14 protein-coding genes are annotated in these 16,236 nt (G+C 59.5%); 7 read left to right on the top strand and 7 right to left on the bottom strand.

Annotated features, from left to right (window positions below):
- Positions 1 to 106: 106 nt before the first annotated feature.
- The 3 genes from EKL29_RS00535 (at position 107) to EKL29_RS00525 (ending at position 4,083) form a co-directional block, all read left to right on the top strand.
- Positions 107 to 1,921 (top strand): glycoside hydrolase family 15 protein, encoded by a 1,815-nt coding sequence (locus EKL29_RS00535; protein WP_126688577.1) that lies wholly within the window; start codon positions 107 to 109, stop codon positions 1,919 to 1,921.
- Positions 1,922 to 2,106: 185 nt separating this feature from the next.
- Positions 2,107 to 3,204: a L,D-transpeptidase family protein gene (locus tag EKL29_RS00530; protein WP_120451593.1), complete on the top strand. Its 1,098-nt coding sequence runs from the start codon at positions 2,107 to 2,109 to the stop codon at positions 3,202 to 3,204.
- A 243-nt stretch (positions 3,205 to 3,447) separates the two neighbouring features.
- Positions 3,448 to 4,083 (top strand): DUF2268 domain-containing protein, encoded by a 636-nt coding sequence (locus tag EKL29_RS00525; RefSeq protein WP_120452837.1) that lies wholly within the window; start codon positions 3,448 to 3,450, stop codon positions 4,081 to 4,083.
- 77 nt (positions 4,084 to 4,160) lie between these two features.
- Here EKL29_RS00525 and EKL29_RS00520 read toward each other — a convergent pair whose 3' ends face one another.
- Entirely contained in the window at positions 4,161 to 5,186 is a 1,026-nt protein-coding gene (locus tag EKL29_RS00520) for a transporter (protein WP_126688576.1), read from the bottom strand.
- Positions 5,187 to 5,351: 165 nt separating this feature from the next.
- Here EKL29_RS00520 and EKL29_RS00515 point away from each other — a divergent pair, with 165 nt between their 5' ends.
- Positions 5,352 to 6,956, top strand: a complete 1,605-nt coding sequence (locus EKL29_RS00515) for an inorganic phosphate transporter (protein ID WP_126688575.1) — start codon at positions 5,352 to 5,354, stop codon at positions 6,954 to 6,956.
- Positions 6,957 to 6,973: 17 nt separating this feature from the next.
- On the opposite strand, the gene EKL29_RS00510 is transcribed toward EKL29_RS00515, so the two are convergent.
- From EKL29_RS00510 to EKL29_RS00495, 4 genes are all read right to left on the bottom strand, one after another.
- Positions 6,974 to 8,161, bottom strand: coding sequence for an MFS transporter (locus EKL29_RS00510; protein WP_120451586.1), 1,188 nt, complete (start codon positions 8,159 to 8,161; stop codon positions 6,974 to 6,976).
- A 72-nt stretch (positions 8,162 to 8,233) separates the two neighbouring features.
- Positions 8,234 to 9,184, bottom strand: a complete 951-nt coding sequence (gene dusC / locus EKL29_RS00505) for a tRNA dihydrouridine(16) synthase DusC (protein WP_120451584.1) — start codon at positions 9,182 to 9,184, stop codon at positions 8,234 to 8,236.
- 4 nt (positions 9,185 to 9,188) lie between these two features.
- A complete protein-coding gene (rhlE, locus tag EKL29_RS00500) occupies positions 9,189 to 10,535 on the bottom strand; it encodes an ATP-dependent RNA helicase RhlE (protein WP_120451583.1) in 1,347 nt (448 codons plus the stop codon).
- 207 nt (positions 10,536 to 10,742) lie between these two features.
- On the bottom strand, positions 10,743 to 11,135 hold the full coding sequence (locus tag EKL29_RS00495; protein WP_120451581.1) for a YbhQ family protein: 393 nt from the start codon (positions 11,133 to 11,135) through the stop codon (positions 10,743 to 10,745).
- Positions 11,136 to 11,314: 179 nt separating this feature from the next.
- Here EKL29_RS00495 and EKL29_RS00490 point away from each other — a divergent pair, with 179 nt between their 5' ends.
- Genes EKL29_RS00490 through EKL29_RS00480 form a run of 3 tightly spaced genes read left to right on the top strand, consistent with a single transcriptional unit; the run spans position 11,315 to position 14,285 of the window.
- Positions 11,315 to 12,076 (top strand): endonuclease/exonuclease/phosphatase family protein, encoded by a 762-nt coding sequence (locus EKL29_RS00490; RefSeq protein ID WP_126688574.1) that lies wholly within the window; start codon positions 11,315 to 11,317, stop codon positions 12,074 to 12,076.
- Positions 12,073 to 13,317 carry a cardiolipin synthase ClsB gene (gene clsB, locus EKL29_RS00485; RefSeq protein ID WP_126688573.1) on the top strand — a complete coding sequence of 415 codons (1,245 nt, stop codon included), beginning with the start codon at positions 12,073 to 12,075 and terminating at the stop codon, positions 13,315 to 13,317. Before EKL29_RS00490 ends, clsB begins: the two co-directional genes overlap by 4 nt.
- Positions 13,317 to 14,285 carry a lysylphosphatidylglycerol synthase domain-containing protein gene (locus EKL29_RS00480; RefSeq protein ID WP_120451575.1) on the top strand — a complete coding sequence of 323 codons (969 nt, stop codon included), beginning with the start codon at positions 13,317 to 13,319 and terminating at the stop codon, positions 14,283 to 14,285. Before clsB ends, EKL29_RS00480 begins: the two co-directional genes overlap by 1 nt.
- A 47-nt stretch (positions 14,286 to 14,332) precedes the next feature.
- Here EKL29_RS00480 and EKL29_RS00475 read toward each other — a convergent pair whose 3' ends face one another.
- Both EKL29_RS00475 and EKL29_RS00470 read right to left on the bottom strand, forming a co-directional pair.
- Complete coding sequence (locus EKL29_RS00475) at positions 14,333 to 15,040, bottom strand: Bax inhibitor-1/YccA family protein (RefSeq protein ID WP_120451573.1); 708 nt, start codon at positions 15,038 to 15,040, stop codon at positions 14,333 to 14,335.
- Between the two features lie 92 nt (positions 15,041 to 15,132).
- Positions 15,133 to 16,227, bottom strand: coding sequence for a DUF1615 domain-containing protein (locus EKL29_RS00470; RefSeq protein ID WP_120451572.1), 1,095 nt, complete (start codon positions 16,225 to 16,227; stop codon positions 15,133 to 15,135).
- Positions 16,228 to 16,236: the final 9 nt, after the last annotated feature.

Raw genomic sequence — 16,236 nt, 5'->3', positions numbered from 1 at the left:
CAGGATGTCGGGTAAGGTGAAGTATAGAAGCAATCCCGTTATGTCCAGCCGCGGCCCTGATGCCGCTTTGTCTATAGTTAAATGAGTGCCCGCTACGGAGATGAGGATGAGCAAAATAAAACGCCCGATTGAAGATCACGGCATCATTGGCGATCTGCGCACCTGTGCGCTGGTGGCGAACGACGGCACCATCGACTATCTCTGCTGGCCTGCGCTCGACAGCCCGTCGGTATTCGCCGCGCTGCTCGACAGCGACGACGCGGGACTCTTTTCACTCGCGCCGGAGTGGAAAAATGTGCGTCGGCAGCAGCTCTATCTGCCAGACACCAATATTCTTCAGACGCGCTGGCTGGGCGCGGAGGGCGTCGCGGAAATCACCGACTATATGCCGATCTGCGACGACGCGAAAAAGCTGCCGCGCCTGATTCGACGGGTCAAAATGGTGCGCGGCACCGCCTGGTTCAGGATGCGCTGCGCGCCGCGTCATGACTATGCGCGTGCCAAAACCCGCGCGCAGGCAGAAGGCGACTGCATCGACTTTTATGCGGAGAACCAGCCCACGCTGCGCCTCGCCGCCACGGTGCCGCTGACCTGCGAAGCGCACGCCGCCACGGCGCATTTTGAACTCAAGTCGGGCGAGCACGTCGAGTTTGAATTCGGCAATCAGGAAGATGAGCGCGTTAACGCCGTCGACACTGAAACCTGCTTCGAAGGAACCATCAACTACTGGCGAAGCTGGAGTAAAAAAAGCAACTACAACGGACGCTGGCAGGAGATGGTGCAGCGCTCGGCGCTGGCGCTGAAGCTGCTCACCTCCAGCCAGCACGGCTCTATCGCCGCCGCCGCCACCTTCGGCCTGCCGGAAGAGCTGGGCGGCGTGCGCAACTGGGACTATCGCGCCTCCTGGATACGTGACGCCTCGTTCAGCATGTATGCGCTGATGCGCCTCGGCTATGTGGACGAAGCGAAAAACTTTACCCGCTGGGTTGGCCGCTGCGTCGAGAACAGCCACCACGACGAGATGCGTCTGCAGGTGATGTATCGTCTCGACAGCGGCATCGAACTGCATGAGATCGAACTGCTTAACCTCTCCGGCTACGCCGAGTCGCGGCCGGTACGCATCGGCAACGACGCCTGGCAGCAGACGCAGCTCGATATTTACGGCGAGCTAATGGATGCGGTCTATCTGGCGAATAAGTATGGCGAAGCGATCTCAGAACGCGGCTGGCAACACGTTGCGCAGATGATCGATATGGTGAGCGAAAGCTGGAACCAGCCCGATGCCGGTATCTGGGAAATGCGCGGCGAGCCGGAGCACTTTCTTCACTCGCGGCTGATGTGCTGGGTGGCGCTGGATCGTGCGCTGCGCCTTGGCATGAAACGTTCGCTGCCGATGCCCTATGCGCGATGGGATAAGGCGCGCAGCGAGATCCGCGCCGATATCTGGCAAAACTTCTGGAACGCCGAACGCGGCCACTTCGTTTCGACGCGTCACGGCAACCATCTTGACGCCTCAATGCTGCTGATGCCGCTGGTGCGCTTCGTCGGCGCCACCGATCCGGAATGGCTGGCGACGCTCGACGCCATCAAGCGCGAGCTGGTAAGCGACGGTATGGTGCGCCGCTACAACATTGATGAGACGCCCGCCGACGGCCTGACTGGCTCGGAAGGCTCTTTTGCCGCCTGTTCGTTCTGGTATGTAGAATGTCTGGCGCGCGCCGGACGCATCCACGAGGCGCATTTCGAGTTCGAGAAACTGCTGAGCTACGCCAATCCGCTGGGATTATATGCCGAGGAGTTCGACAATCACGGCCGCGCGCTGGGCAATATGCCGCAGGCGCTGACCCATCTGGCCCTGATCAGCGCCGCCTTTTTTCTCAATCGTAAACTGAGCGGCGAAGTGACCTTATGGCAACCCTGACCGGTTCCCTTATCAGGGCAAGGAGGCCCGATAACACAGTCGGTTACCTAAAGTCTGCGATGGCTGCTAAAATCCTGATTCACAACATCGAAACAATGCCCATATAATGTGCAGCCGGCCACGCTGACCGGTACGGGTTCGATAAACTGACAAGCCTGCTAACAGGCCATAACGATTTGTAAAATATGAAAATGATTCGCGCGTTCGCTTCAATGGCTCTGGCGCTGGCAGCATTCAGCCAGTCCGCCTTCGCTGTAGTTTACCCCTTACCAGCCGCCAACAGCCGTCTGATTGGGCAAAATATTGAGATTACCGTCCCTCAGGACAACAAGCTGCCGCTGGAAGCTTTTGCGGCGCAGTACCAGATGGGCCTCAGCAATATGCTGGAAGCCAATCCGGGCATGGATGTCTACCTGCCGCAGGCAGGCAAAAAGATGATCGTTCCGCAGCAGCTGATCCTGCCTGACGCCCCGCGCGAAGGCATCGTGATCAACAGCGCGGAAATGCGTCTCTACTACTATCCGAAAGGCACTAAAACCGTTGTGGTTCTGCCGATCGGCATCGGCGAATTAGGCAAAGATACGCCGGTTAACTGGACCACCACGGTGCAGCGCAAGAAAGCGGGTCCGACCTGGACGCCGACCAAAGCGATGCATGCTGAGTACGCCTCGCGCGGCGAGAATCTGCCGGAAGTGTTCCCGGCCGGTCCGGACAACCCGATGGGCCTCTACGCGCTCTATATCGGTCGTCTCTACGCCATTCACGGCACCAACGCCAACTTCGGTATTGGCCTGCGCGTCAGCCACGGCTGCGTACGTCTGCGCGCCGACGATATCAAATGGCTGTTCGACAACGTGCCGGTCGGCACGCGCGTGCAGTTTATCGATCAGCCGGTCAAAGCAACGGTGGAGCCGGACGGTTCGCGCTATGTAGAGGTGCATAACCCGCTCTCCACTACCGAAGAGCAGTTTAACTCCCGCGAAGTGGTGCCGATTACCCTGACCTCTGCGGTGACCAAAGTGATCACTGACGCCAGCGTCAGCCAGGATCAGGTCAACGCGGCGATTCAGAATCGTACCGGTATGCCGACTAAAGTGAACGGCGTTGCTGACAGCGTGCAGACTGCGCCGACCGAAGTGCCGGAAGCGCCGAACGCACAGCCTAAAGAGGAGCCGATGACGCCGGTTACGCCGCAGGGCGCCAGCGTTGCCAATCCTGATGCCGCGCAGCAGGCGCAGCCAGCCGCTGCCCCCGCTCCGGCCCCAGTAAATAACCCTTCGTAAAGGCTGTTAACTGTGAAATTGAAAAAGCCCGCCTGTGCGGGCTTTTTTATTGGTGGGCTGGCGGGAGTAAGAAGCTGTTGCCTTCCTGGTTCTGTTGGTTTACCACATTCGGGTACTGCTTTTTAAAAGTGACTTTTGACCTGCGTGAGGCGGACTTGACGATGCCGTATTGCAGTGTGGCGGTGTCGAGTGATCTCTCTGTTAGTAGGCGCTTATTCACTAACAGCTTTAGGTATCCCTGTAATGTCTCAAATGACCCTTCATATTCTAAATGCGCAGAAGAAACTCACCGCTCACTGTGAATGGCTCAATTTCTGCCTGAATGAGACTTACGACCAGGCCAAACGAGTGATGCCGCTCCCCTCTCTGGATGTTGTGGTAAAAGCGGGAGTCCATGTCATCCCGGAAAAAGGGCATCTGGGATATTGCCCTGAGCAGAGTGTGGTGTACGTGACGGTTGATCCTGAAAATCCCGCCTTCTGTAAAAACAACGCTCATTCTCTGGAACGCATGTTTGCTCATGAACTGCATCACGCAGCAAGATGGGGCGGGCCAGGATACGGTTCTACTCTTGGTGAAGTAACGGTATCTGAAGGGCTCGCCGGCCATTTTTCCCTCGAGCTTTTTGGCGGAGAACCTGAACCCTGGGAAAGCCTCCGTTCAGACGAAATACAGCCCCATCTTCTATACCTTTGCGAAAACTGGCATCGCACGGATTACGACCATAATGCGTGGTTTTTCGGAACCCGTTATTGGCCACGATGGCTTGGCTATACCGCCGGGTTCAACCTCGTTTCCAGATACCTTGACGCGACCCCGCATCTACGGGCCTCAATGCTTGCGCATATAAGCGCAGAGGAGTTCAGGGCATTTAGTTAAGGCAGAAACAGGTGAAGGCATCGCCTGAATCATGATTGCATTTCCCAGGCAATAACCAGGCCGCCGCCTCTTCCACCCTACTTCCCCGGCCGCCGCAACGCCAGCCAGCCCGCCACGATGGTAAAGGCCAGCACCACCAGCACCAGAATCAGAAAGCCGTGCGGATTGCCCGAGAGCGGAATGCCGCCGACGTTCATGCCGAAGAAGCCGGCAACAATGTTAATCGGCAGCGCCAGCACGGTCATCATGGTTAACAGAAACAGCGTGCGGTTGCTGTGCTCCATCAGACGCGCGGCGATCTCCTCCTGCAACAGCCTGATGCGCTCCATCAGGCTGGCGAGATCGTTAAGCACCACGCTGAACTCTTCGGTAAAGGCGCGCAGCTCGCGCAGGGTATCCAGGTTGAGCCAGACGGGCGGACGGTTAAGCAGGCGAAACAGCGCGGCGGGCTCCGGCGCCAGCAGGCGCTGGATGCGCAACAGCATACGACGCAGATGCCCAAGCTCGCTGCGGTTCGCTTTGATCGCCGGACTGAGCAGCCGCTCTTCAATCGCATCCACGGCGAGGCTGGTGCGTCGCACCACCTGCTCCAGTTGGCGCTCCTGCTCGCCCAGCAGGCTGAGCAGCATCTCTTCCGCATTGCGGAAGGCGCACGACTGCAGTTGCTGATGCATACGTTCGATCATGGCGACCTGGCGATAACGCGCGCTAACCAGCAGCTGGCGACGGCACCAGATCCAGAGCGTGGCGTTCTGCGCGCTGTGCTCCTCCTGGCTAAAGGTAACGTCATTCAGGATCGCCAGCAGCGCTTCGCCCTGCTCCGCCAGCCGGGTGCGCGACGAGGCCGAATGAATCTCTTCAAAGAAATCTTCATCAACCTGAAAGTGGCTCTGAACCCAGTGCTGGGCACGGGCGTGATTGAGATTGATATGCAGCCAGAGAAACTCGCCGTCGCGGCGCGGATTCTCTCCGGCCAGCACCGCTTCGCGCGCGTTCAGGCGGCGGGGTGGCGCGTCTGGAGAGATCAGGTAACCGTGAATTAAACCGGCCACCTCGTCGTCAAAATCGGATTTATTAGGCGCAAGCAAGAGGTCTGAAACCATGGACGGGATAAATGTAAGAGCGGACCAGATCCACAGACTGATGCAGAGTGATGACAGAACAATGACAGCGGCCGCGCAACATCATTGTTCTGTCATATAAAGCGCGTATCCCTGCCAGTAATGGGTGCGGACAGGGCGCGCCCGCAATCTTTTACCGAGGTGTTTATGAGCGAAAATAGCTTATCGTCATCCCCATCGGTTGGCGGGCGTCCAAATCTCACTGGCAAACGCAACCGTTTTTCAAAGCCGCTGTTTCTTATTCTGCTGATCGCCGGGCTCTCCTTTGCCGGATTCAACCTGTTCAGCGACGTGCAGGAGACCGATACGCCAGTTACCAGCTACGTCCCCTTCTTTCTGCTGGGGCTGGCGCTGGTGATCGCGCTGGGGTTTGAGTTCGTCAACGGCTTTCACGATACCGCCAACGCCGTGGCAACGGTGATCTATACCCATTCGCTGACGCCTGGCGTGGCGGTGGTCTGGTCAGGTCTGTGCAACTTTCTCGGCGTGCTGCTCTCCAGCGGCGTGGTGGCGTTCGGCATCATCTCGCTGCTGCCGGTAGAGCTGATTTTACAGGCGGGCAGCGGCGGCGGCTTCGCCATGATTTACGCGCTGCTCTTCTCCGCCATTATCTGGAACCTGGGCACCTGGTATCTTGGCCTGCCCTCCTCCTCTTCCCATACGCTGATTGGCTCGATTATCGGCGTCGGCGTTGCTAATGCGCTGCTGCACGGCCGCAGCGGCATGAGCGGCGTGGACTGGGACCAGGCGATTAAGATCGGCTACTCGTTGCTCCTGTCGCCGCTGGTGGGTTTTTTCTGCGCGGCGCTGCTGCTGCTGGCGATGAAGGCGTTTATCCGCAACCGCGATCTTTATGAAGCGCCGAAAAGCAGCGAGCCGCCGCCGATCTGGATCCGCGGCCTGCTGATCCTCACCTGTACCGGCGTCTCGTTCGCGCATGGCTCCAACGATGGACAGAAAGGCATGGGTCTGATCATGCTGATTCTGGTGGGCACCATGCCGATCGCCTATGCGCTGAACCGCTCGCTGCCGCCGGAGCAAATTCCGCGCGTGGCGGCGCTGGCGCAGGTCACGGAAAACCAGCTGCTGCAGCTGCAGCCCGCCAGTGCTCGTCCGCCGGTGGCGCGTGACGTGCTGACCGACTATGTGCGCACCAATCAGTTGAACCCCAACGTGCTGCCCGCGCTGGCGCTGACGCTGGGAGATATTAGCGAGCAGATCCGCCGCTACGGCTCAATGGAGAATATTCCGGCGCAGGCGGTTTCCAACACCCGTAATCAGATGTACCTGACCTCGGAATCGATCAAGCATATTCAGACCAACAAGGTGGTGATGCCGGAAGAGACGCAGCGCAACCTGACGGCGATTAAGCATGAGCTGGACAGCGCCACGCGCTTTATTCCGATGTGGGTCAAGGTGGTGGTGGCAATTGCGCTCGGCCTTGGCACCATGGTTGGCTGGCGTCGTATCGTGGTCACCGTCGGCGAACGCATCGGCAAAACCCACCTTAACTACGCCCAGGGCGCCAGCGCGGAACTGGTGGCGATGGCGACCATCGGCGCGGCGGACAGCTTCGGCCTGCCGGTCTCTACCACCCATGTGCTCTCGTCCGGCGTGGCGGGCAGTATGGCGGCCAACCGCTCCGGCCTGCAGCTCGCTACGCTGCGCAATCTGGCGATGGCATGGATACTGACCCTGCCGGTCTCCATCCTGCTGGCAGCCGGGCTTTACGCGCTCTTTTCACGCTTCTGATCGCTAACGGCGCGGCGTTACGCCGCGCCGCTGTAGCGCTGCGTCAGACGCAGCGTAATGGCGAAGGCGCCCAGCACCATCATCGCCGCCGCCAGGTAGACCGACTGCATCCCCCAGTAGCCGATCAATAAACCCGCCACCGGACCGGTCAGGCCCAGCCCCAGATCGAGAAACGCCGAGTAGACCCCCAGCGCCGATCCCTGATCCTGTCGCTCTACCTGCCTGACCGCCTCTACGCCCAGCGCAGGGAAGATCAGCGAAAAGCCGCAGCCGGTCAGCAGCGCGCCAAGATCCACCAGCAGGCTGCTCTCCGCCTGCCAGATAATCAGCAGCCCCGCGCACTCCAGCAGAAAAGAGAGGATAGCGACCCGCAGCCCGCCGAAGCGCGTAATGGTCCGGCTGAACAGCAGGCGGAACAGCACAAAGCCGAGGCTAAACAGCGACAGCGCAAAGGCGGCACCGCTCCAGTCGCGGCTGGCAAAATAGAGCGTAATAAAGGTAGAGATAACGCCGAAGCCGATGGTGCCGAAGCCGAGCGCCAGGCCGAACAGCCAGACGCGTGAAAAGACGCGGTGAAAAGGAATGCGCTGCCCCTGCGTCGCCTCGACCGCGGGTTTACGGCTCGCCAGCAGGTAGCCCACCACGCCCATCAGCACGACCAGGCCGGCAAAGCCGCTGATACCGAATCCCTGGTTCAGCATCACGCCGAGCGGCGCGCCGATCGCCATCGCCAGATAGGTGGCGACGCCGTTCCAGGAGATGACGCGCGCCGTCTGCAGCGGCCCGACGATATTCATGCCCCACAGCGTCGAACCGGTGCTGCTGAAGCTCTCACCGACGCCGAGAAACAGGCGTCCGACCGCCAGCAGCAGCAGGCTGAGCAGCGGCCAGTCGCGGCAGAGCGCGGCAACGATGGTCAGCACGCCGCTCATGCCGCAGCAGAGCGTACCGAGCATCACGACCCGCTTTGGACCCAGGCGATCCGCCAGTCGGCCCGACTGGGGACGGCTCAGCAGCGTGGCGAAATATTGCAGGCTAATGATGAGGCCCGCCACAAAAGAGCTGAAGCCCAGCTGGTTATGCACGAAACCCGGCAGCACCGCCAGCGGCAGGCCAACGGAGAGATAACAGAAGAAAGTAAAGATAAGAACGGAGAGAATGCGTTTGTTGAGTTGACCGTTAGTCAGTACCGCGACATCAGACATAGCAGGCTGGCTTGTAGTGAAAAATGGCTTTCACTATACGCTTAGCCTGCTAACGGGTCGCCTGAATTTTTATCACAGGGCAAAGCTAACCGTCTGCCGATCAATCACCTCGGCGATAGCGGAGGAGCTTTTCAGCGCGCGGATTTCGGTGAAGAGACCGTCGGCCTGCGGATAGGCTTTACGCAGGTAGCCGAGCCACTGCTTGATGCGCGCAACGTGATAGAGGCCGGTATCGCCCTGCTTCTCCAGCCGCGTATATTTCTGCAGCAGCGCCACCACATCCGGCCAGGCCATCGGCGCATCGTTGTATTTCACTACCCGGCTGAGATTCGGCACGTTGAGCGCGCCGCGGCCGATCATAACCGCATCGCAGCCGGTCACGCGCAGGCAATCCTGCGCGCTCTGCCAGTCCCAGATTTCGCCGTTCGCCACCACCGGAATACGCAGCCGCTGACGGATCTCGCCAATCGCCTGCCAGTTGATCGCCTCAGCGCGGTAGCCATCCTCTTTGGTACGTCCATGTACCACCAGTTCGCTGGCCCCCGCCTGCTGCACCGCGTCGGCGATTTCAAAGCGACGCTCGCCGGAATCCCAGCCGAGCCGCACTTTCACCGTTACCGGCAGATGCGCAGGCACTGCCTCGCGCATCGCTTTTGCACCGCGATAGATCAGCTCCGGATCTTTAAGCAGCGTGGCGCCGCCGCCGCTGCCGTTTACCAGCTTTGACGGACAGCCGCAGTTAAGATCGACGCCCCATGAGCCCAGCTCTGCCGCACGCGCCGCGTTCTCCGCCAGCCACTCAGGATACTGACCGAGCAGCTGCAGGCGCACCCGCGTGCCGGAAGGCGTGCGGCTGCTGTTGCGCAGCTCGGGACAGAGTCGGTAAAACGATTTTACCGGCAGCAGTTGATCCACTACGCGCAAAAACTCGGTGACGCAGAGGTCGTAATCGTTGACCTCGCTCAACAGCTCGCGCACCAGCGAATCCAGTACGCCCTCCATCGGGGCCAGCAACACCCGCATGGCGTTACGCGGTTCCGGTTTTCTTCGCTGCCGGACGACGCGCCGGACGCGCAGGCTTATCGCCCTGCGCAGTCTGGCTTTGACGGCGCGGCTGCGGCGCGCGCTTGTCGCCCTGCGGACGCGATGACGACGGTGCGCCGCCCTGTCCACGACCGCGACCGCGCGGCTGCTGCTGCTGACGACCGTTCTGAATCGGCTCCGCCTTGATGCTCGGATCCGGCTCGTAGCCCGGGACCGCCAGGCGCGGGATTTCACGCTTCAGCAGACGCTCAATATCGCGCAGCAGCTTGTGTTCATCTACGCAGACCAGCGACAGCGCGGCGCCGGTAGCGGCGGCGCGGCCGGTACGGCCGATGCGGTGCACATAATCTTCCGCCACGTTCGGCAGCTCATAGTTCACGACATGCGGCAGCTCCTCGATATCGAGACCGCGCGCGGCGATATCGGTAGCGACCAGCACGCGAATCGCGCCGGTTTTAAAGTCGGCCAGCGCGCGGGTACGTGCGCCCTGACTTTTGTTACCGTGGATCGCCGCAGCGGTGATGCCGTCTTTATTCAGCTGTTCCGCCAGGTGGTTGGCGCCATGTTTAGTGCGGGTAAATACCAGCACCTGCTGCCAGTTGCCTTCGCCAATCAGCTGCGAGAGCAGTTCCCGCTTGCGCTTCTTATCAACGAAATGCACCTGCTGCGATACCTGTTCAGAGGCGGTGTTGCGACGCGCCACTTCTACCTGCTCCGGGTTGTGCAGCAGTTTTTCCGCCAGCGTTTTGATTTCGTCGGAGAAGGTGGCAGAGAAGAGCAGGTTCTGACGTTTGGCCGGCAGCTTCGCCAGTACGCGACGGATATCGTGGATAAAGCCCATATCGAGCATGCGATCCGCTTCGTCCAGCACCAGCACTTCGATTTGAGACAGATCGACCGCGTTCTGGTGTTCCAGATCGAGCAGACGGCCCGGCGTGGCGACCAGAATGTCGACGCCGCCGCGCAGTTTCATCATCTGCGGGTTAATGCTGACGCCGCCGAACACCACCAGCGAACGCAGCTGCAGATATTTGCTGTAGTCACGGACGTTTTCGCCGATCTGCGCAGCCAGTTCGCGCGTCGGCGTCAGGATCAGAGCGCGTACCGGACGGCGACCGCGGGCCGATGCAGCCTGAGTAGAAAGTTTTTGCAGCAGCGGCAACGTAAAGCCGGCCGTTTTGCCGGTACCGGTCTGCGCGCTGGCCAGCAGATCGCGGCCGGAGAGCACCACGGGGATCGCCTGGCGCTGAATAGGCGTAGGTTCACGGTAGCCCTGTTCAGCGACCGCACGCAAAATATCGGCACTCAGGCCGAGAGAGTCAAAAGACATTAAGTGTGTTACTCCGGTCCGCCCTGACCGCGATTCACGGTGTAGTTTTCAGGGGGGAAAGTGACGCCAGCCGAGGGCTAACGTGTGAAAAGGGCACAAACTACGATGCGTAAGGCGGGCAGTGTAACAGCTTTCGCCGCAGGGTGCGAGAAAGCCGGAAACAACAGGGGCCGCCTTCCGGCAGCCCCTGTCAGCGAACACGGCGGTTCAGCTACGCTTTTTCTGGATACGCCCTGCCGGCTCCTTCGCCAGCAGCGAGACCAGCGCCGGGCCCACCAGCATCACCACGCCCAGCATGCCAATCAGCAAAGCGTTGTGCACATAGCGCGAGACAATAAACAGCGTCATCATCGCCGCGCCAAAATAGTAAGTGGTGGTCGCTTCTTCAAGGTAATCACCGATGCTACGCAAACGAACACTACGCTGCAGGACCAGCATGGCGATAAACACCACGGCATAGGCGGCTACCAGCGTGCTGCACACTTCGATCAGAGCCTTATGCTTCCAGCCCCAGATCAGCGCGGCGATCACCAGCGCATGCATGGCAATATGCACGCAGGTTTGTCCGGTGACAATTTGAACACGATTAGACCATTTCATTCTCTTCTCCTGGCAGACCCAACAGGTCGCCCAAGTGCAACCGGCACAGGCCGGTAACGGTTTCCTCAATGTAAAGCAATTTTCGGATAACGCCCTAAATTTCCATCCTTATCCGCACCCGTTTGTGACAAAGACTACACTTTACTTTTGTTGCTGATGAAAAGGAGTGCGTCGAGAGTATGCCACAAACCAAGCAAGGATTTTCCCTTAAAGTCCTGACGATCAATACCCACAAGGGATTTACTACTTTTAACCGTCGCTTCATCCTGCCGGAACTGCGTGAAGCGGTACGCGCCACCTCGGCAGATATCGTCTTTCTGCAGGAGGTAATGGGCACACATGCCATTCACCCTCTGCACCATGAGAACTGGCCAAACACGCCGCATTACGAGTTTCTTGCCGATACCATGTGGAACGATTTTGCCTATGGCCGCAACGCCGTCTACCCGGAGGGGCACCACGGGAACGCGATTTTGTCACGGTTTCCCATTCAGGAGTATGAAAATCGTGATATTTCTGTTGCAGGAAGTGAAAACCGCGGCATGTTGCACTGCAAAATCACCCTGCCGGCGCCGCACGGCACGCTGCATGTTATCTGCGTGCACCTCGGCCTGAAAGAGGCGCACCGCCACGCGCAGATGAAAATGATGTGTGAAATGGTCGCCTCGCTGCCGCCCGACGCGCCGCTGGTCGTCGCGGGCGATTTCAACGACTGGCAGCTGCGCGCCAATCATATTCTGAAACACGGCGCTGGATTAAAAGAGGTATTCAGCATGAAACATGGCCGCCCGGCGCGTACCTTTCCCGCCCGCTTTCCGCTGCTGCGGCTCGATCGTATTTATGTTCGCAACGCCACCGTCAGCCATCCCTGGGCGCTGCCGCGCAAACCCTGGTCGCACCTGTCGGATCACGCCCCGCTCGCCGTGGAGATCCACCTATGAATTTTGAATGGCGAGAAGGCAACAGTTTGCGCCTGCTGGAAAACGGCGAAGAGTTTTTCCCGCGCGTATTCGGCGCTATCCGCCGCGCCGAGCGCACCGTGCTGCTGGAAACCTTTATTCTGTTTGAGGATGAGGTCGGCAACGCGCTGCACCGCGAGCTGCTGGCCGCCGCGCAGCGCGGCGTAAAAATCGAAGTTATGGTGGATGGGTATGGGTCGCCGGATCTCTCCGATAAGTTCGTCAACAGCCTGACGGCGGAAGGGGTGCGTTTCATCTATTACGATCCGCGCCCGCTGGTAATGGGCATGCGCACCAACGTGTTTCGCCGCCTGCACCGCAAAATTGTGGTGGTGGATGAAACCGTCGCCTTTGTCGGCGGCATCAATTTCTCCGCCGAACACAACACCAGCTACGGCCCCGAGGCGAAGCAGGATTATGCGGTGGAGGTCAAAGGCCCCATCGTGGCGGATATCACCTGCTATGTGCGCGAGGCGATGGGCAGCGAAGCGGTGACGCGCCGCTGGTGGGGCGGCCGCTCGCATCGTCCCGCGGTCAACGCCACGCCCGGCAATGCGCAGGTGCTGTTCGTTTATCGCGATAACGACGAGCATCGCGACGATATCGAAAAACACTATCTCGATATGCTGCGCACGGCGAAAGAGGATGTGATTATCGCCAACGCCTACTTTTTCCCTGGCTACCGTCTGCTGCGCGAAATGCGCAGCGCGGCTCAGCGCGGCGTCAGAGTCAGGCTGATCGTTCAGGGCGAGCCGGATATGCCGATCGTTAAAGTCGGCGCGGAGCTGCTCTATAACTATCTGGTGGATGCGGGTGTGGAAGTCTATGAATATATTCGTCGCCCGCTGCACGGCAAGGTGGCGGTTCAGGATCGCCAGTGGGCCACCGTCGGCTCCAGCAATCTTGATCCGCTGAGCTTATCGCTCAACCTTGAAGCTAACCTGATCGTCTACGATCGCGACTTTAACCAGACGCTGCGCAACAACCTGGAGCAGCTGCTGGCAAAAGATTGCCAGCGCGTGCAAGAGGATCGCCTGCCGCCGCGCACCTGGTGGCAGCTGACCAAAAGCGTGATTGTCTTTCACTTCTTACGCCATTTCCCGGCTATCGCAGGCTGGCTTCCCGCGCACACGCCGCTGATTGCGCAGGTCGACCCGCCGGTACAGCCGGAAATGGAGACGCAAGACCGTGTCGAAACCGACAATGAAGGGGCTAAATCCTGATGGCGGAAAAACATCCAAAATGGAAGCTGGCGAAAAAGGTGCTTACCTGGATCTTTTTTATCGCGGTGATTGTGCTGCTGGTGATCTACGCCCGCAAAGTTAACTGGGAAGATGTCTATAACGTTATCGTCAACTACAACCGCTTCGCGGTGCTGAGCGCCGTCGCGCTGGTGATAGTGAGCTATCTGACCTACGGCTGCTATGACCTGATCGGCCGCGCCTACTGCGGCCATAAGCTGGCGAAGCGGCAGGTGATGCTGGTCTCTTTTATCTGTTACGCCTTTAACCTGACGCTGAGCACCTGGGTTGGCGGCGTCGCAATGCGCTATCGGCTCTACTCGCGGCTGGGGCTGGACAGCGCCACCATCACGCGCATCTTTTCCCTGAGTATCGCCACTAACTGGCTCGGCTATATTTTGCTGGCGGGCGTGGTATTCAGCGCGGGCATGGTGCCGATCCCCGGCGGCTGGTTTATCGGCGAGACCACGCTGCGCATCATTGGCGTGGCGCTGCTGGTTGTCGTGGCGGTCTTTCTCTGGGCCTGCGCCTTTTCAAAGCGCCGCAAGTGGACCATCAGACGCCAGACGCTGCAATTGCCATCGCTGCGCATGGCGCTGTTTCAGTTTGCGGTATCGTCCGCTAACTGGCTGGTGATGGGAGCGATTATCTGGCTGCTGCTGGCGCGTCAGGTGGATTACCCCATTGTGCTCGGCGTACTGCTGATCAGCAGTATCGCAGGGGTAATCATTCATATTCCGGCCGGTATCGGCGTGCTGGAGGCGGTGTTTCTGGCGCTGCTGAGCGGACAGCACGCTTCACACGGCACCATCATTGCGGCACTGCTCGCCTATCGCGTGCTCTATTTTATTCTGCCGCTGCTGCTGGCGCTGGTGCTCTATCTGGTGCTGGAGAGTCGCGCGAAGCATCTGCGCGCGAAGAATGAACAGAAACTGCAGAAAAGTTCGTAAAGCGGAATCGCCCCATCCCGACAGCGCGGGATGGGGTAAAGCGCCTGTTAGCGGCGGTTGCCGAAGATGCGCAGCAGCATCAGGAACAGGTTAATAAAGTCGAGATAGAGCTTCAGCGCGCCCATAATCGAATAGCGGCGCAGCGATTCGCGGTCGCGCACGTCGATCTGTTCGCCAATCTGGCGCAGCTGTTGCGTGTCATAAGCGGTCAGCCCCACAAACACCACCACGCCGATATAGGTAATTGCCCACATCAGCGCCGGGCTTTTCAGCCAGAAGTTCACCAGCGACGCCAGCAAAATACCAATCAGCGCCATAAACAGCAGGCTGCCGAAGCGGCTCAGGTCGCGTTTCGTGGTGTAGCCGTAAAAACTCATCGCACCGAACATCCCCGCCGTCACAAAGAAGGTGCTGGCGATCGAGCTGTAGGTATAGGCGAGGAAAATACTGGCCATCGTCAGGCCGGTCAGCACCGAATAGAGCATAAACAGACCGGTCGCCAGCGCGCCGCTCAGGCGATTCACCATGCCAGAAAGCACGAACACCACTGCCAGCTGCGCGATAATCAGACCGAAGAAGGTCATGCGGCTGGAGAAGATAAAGAACATGATGCGCTCGTTGCCTGCCGCATACCAGGAGACAAAAGCGGTCAGCAGCAGCCCGCAGGTCATCCAGCCGTAGACCTGCGCCATATACGTCTGCAACCCGCTTGTGGCGGGCTGCACCAGGGAATCATTGCGTGGATATCTGTCCATGATGCACCTCATAAAAGTGAAAAGGCGTCGGAAGACCGACGGTCATGCCTAATTGTGGCACAGCATAGCTTAACTGCTCCACAATGCGCGCCTCAGCGGCGCGATAAACATTGCTGATAGCGGCTGTCGACGCGCTGAGCGAACCAGGCCGTAGTGAGATTGCGGGTGATTTTCGGGCTCTCCAGCTTAATACCCGGCAGCATTTCGCGCGGCAGCGGCCGACCGGCCATCTTGTCCGCCAGCGCAAAGACCTGCTTCCAGAGCGTGCTGTCGCTGAAGCTCTCCTGCTCTCCTTTCTCTAAATCGCGGCGAATGGCGCTCTCGCTCATATCGATCTGCTTCGCTAGGGTACGCACCGCCAGCTCCGTCGAACCTGCTTTATCCGATCCATAAAGGATAAGATCGCCATCCAGCGCCAGCTTCATGCCGGTGGCGCGCGCCACCGCCGCCTGAAAGGCCGCGTTGCGGCTGGCGTACCAGCCTGCATTGAAGTCGGCAAAGCGGTAGAGCGGCTTGCTGTAGTCCGCCGGGTAGCCGAGCAGATGCATAATGCCGAAATACATACCGCCGTGGCGGGTAAAGACCTCGCGGCGAATTGAGCCGTCGATCGGCCAGGGATAACCTTTGGCGTGCGCTTCGGCGAAGCTGACGCTGACCTGCATCGGGCCGCCGGTATGAATCGGGTTAAGGTTGCCGAACAGGGTCTGCCCCATCGGCACCATATCAATAAAATCATCGAAAATGGCGCTCAGCTCTTTTTCGCTGCGTACTTTATCGAGCCGCGCCGCATAACTTTCGCCGTTGGGCGATTTAATCAGCAGCGCGGTGCGCACCAGAAACGCCGGTACATGCACCTTTGCCGCGCGGCGATCGATCTCGCCCCAGGCGATTTTCGGCAGGCCGGGCACGGCCGCTTCGGCGCTAAAGTTCGATTCCTGATCCGCCACGGCGATAGCGGCGCACAGGTTGCTGACGCTGGGATCGATCTGCTGAGTGCGGAATGAGGTGTAAATATCGGTGGCCCAGCCGGGCTTGTCGCTGACGTGCGCGGGCAGCAGACGCTGAATCTGCGCCTTAACGTCGGCAGGCTGGCGCACCGGCGCTTCGGGCGTTTTTTTCGTACTACAGCCCGCCAGCACCAGCGCGGCGAGCAGCGAGAAACGTTTGAGCGATGCTGAAACTGACATACCTGTCCT

The organism is Pantoea sp. YU22 (genome assembly GCF_003970755.1).
Taxonomy (GTDB): domain Bacteria; phylum Pseudomonadota; class Gammaproteobacteria; order Enterobacterales; family Enterobacteriaceae; genus Pantoea; species Pantoea piersonii.
The sequence above is the reverse complement of the archived record's forward strand: the minus strand, read 5'-3'. Positions and strand labels throughout refer to the sequence as shown.

Bases quoted from the DNA above. Each gene is read 5' to 3' on its own strand.
- EKL29_RS00535 (WP_126688577.1), top strand. From the start codon at position 107: ATGAGCAAAATAAAACGCCCGATTGAAGATCACGGCATCATTGGCGAT.
- EKL29_RS00530 (WP_120451593.1), top strand. From the start codon at position 2,107: ATGAAAATGATTCGCGCGTTCGCTTCAATGGCTCTGGCGCTGGCAGCA.
- EKL29_RS00525 (WP_120452837.1), top strand. From the start codon at position 3,448: ATGTCTCAAATGACCCTTCATATTCTAAATGCGCAGAAGAAACTCACC.
- EKL29_RS00520 (WP_126688576.1), bottom strand. From the start codon at position 5,186: ATGGTTTCAGACCTCTTGCTTGCGCCTAATAAATCCGATTTTGACGAC.
- EKL29_RS00515 (WP_126688575.1), top strand. From the start codon at position 5,352: ATGAGCGAAAATAGCTTATCGTCATCCCCATCGGTTGGCGGGCGTCCA.
- EKL29_RS00510 (WP_120451586.1), bottom strand. From the start codon at position 8,161: ATGTCTGATGTCGCGGTACTGACTAACGGTCAACTCAACAAACGCATT.
- dusC (WP_120451584.1), bottom strand. From the start codon at position 9,184: ATGCGGGTGTTGCTGGCCCCGATGGAGGGCGTACTGGATTCGCTGGTG.
- rhlE (WP_120451583.1), bottom strand. From the start codon at position 10,535: ATGTCTTTTGACTCTCTCGGCCTGAGTGCCGATATTTTGCGTGCGGTC.
- EKL29_RS00495 (WP_120451581.1), bottom strand. From the start codon at position 11,135: ATGAAATGGTCTAATCGTGTTCAAATTGTCACCGGACAAACCTGCGTG.
- EKL29_RS00490 (WP_126688574.1), top strand. From the start codon at position 11,315: ATGCCACAAACCAAGCAAGGATTTTCCCTTAAAGTCCTGACGATCAAT.
- clsB (WP_126688573.1), top strand. From the start codon at position 12,073: ATGAATTTTGAATGGCGAGAAGGCAACAGTTTGCGCCTGCTGGAAAAC.
- EKL29_RS00480 (WP_120451575.1), top strand. From the start codon at position 13,317: ATGGCGGAAAAACATCCAAAATGGAAGCTGGCGAAAAAGGTGCTTACC.
- EKL29_RS00475 (WP_120451573.1), bottom strand. From the start codon at position 15,040: ATGGACAGATATCCACGCAATGATTCCCTGGTGCAGCCCGCCACAAGC.
- EKL29_RS00470 (WP_120451572.1), bottom strand. From the start codon at position 16,227: ATGTCAGTTTCAGCATCGCTCAAACGTTTCTCGCTGCTCGCCGCGCTG.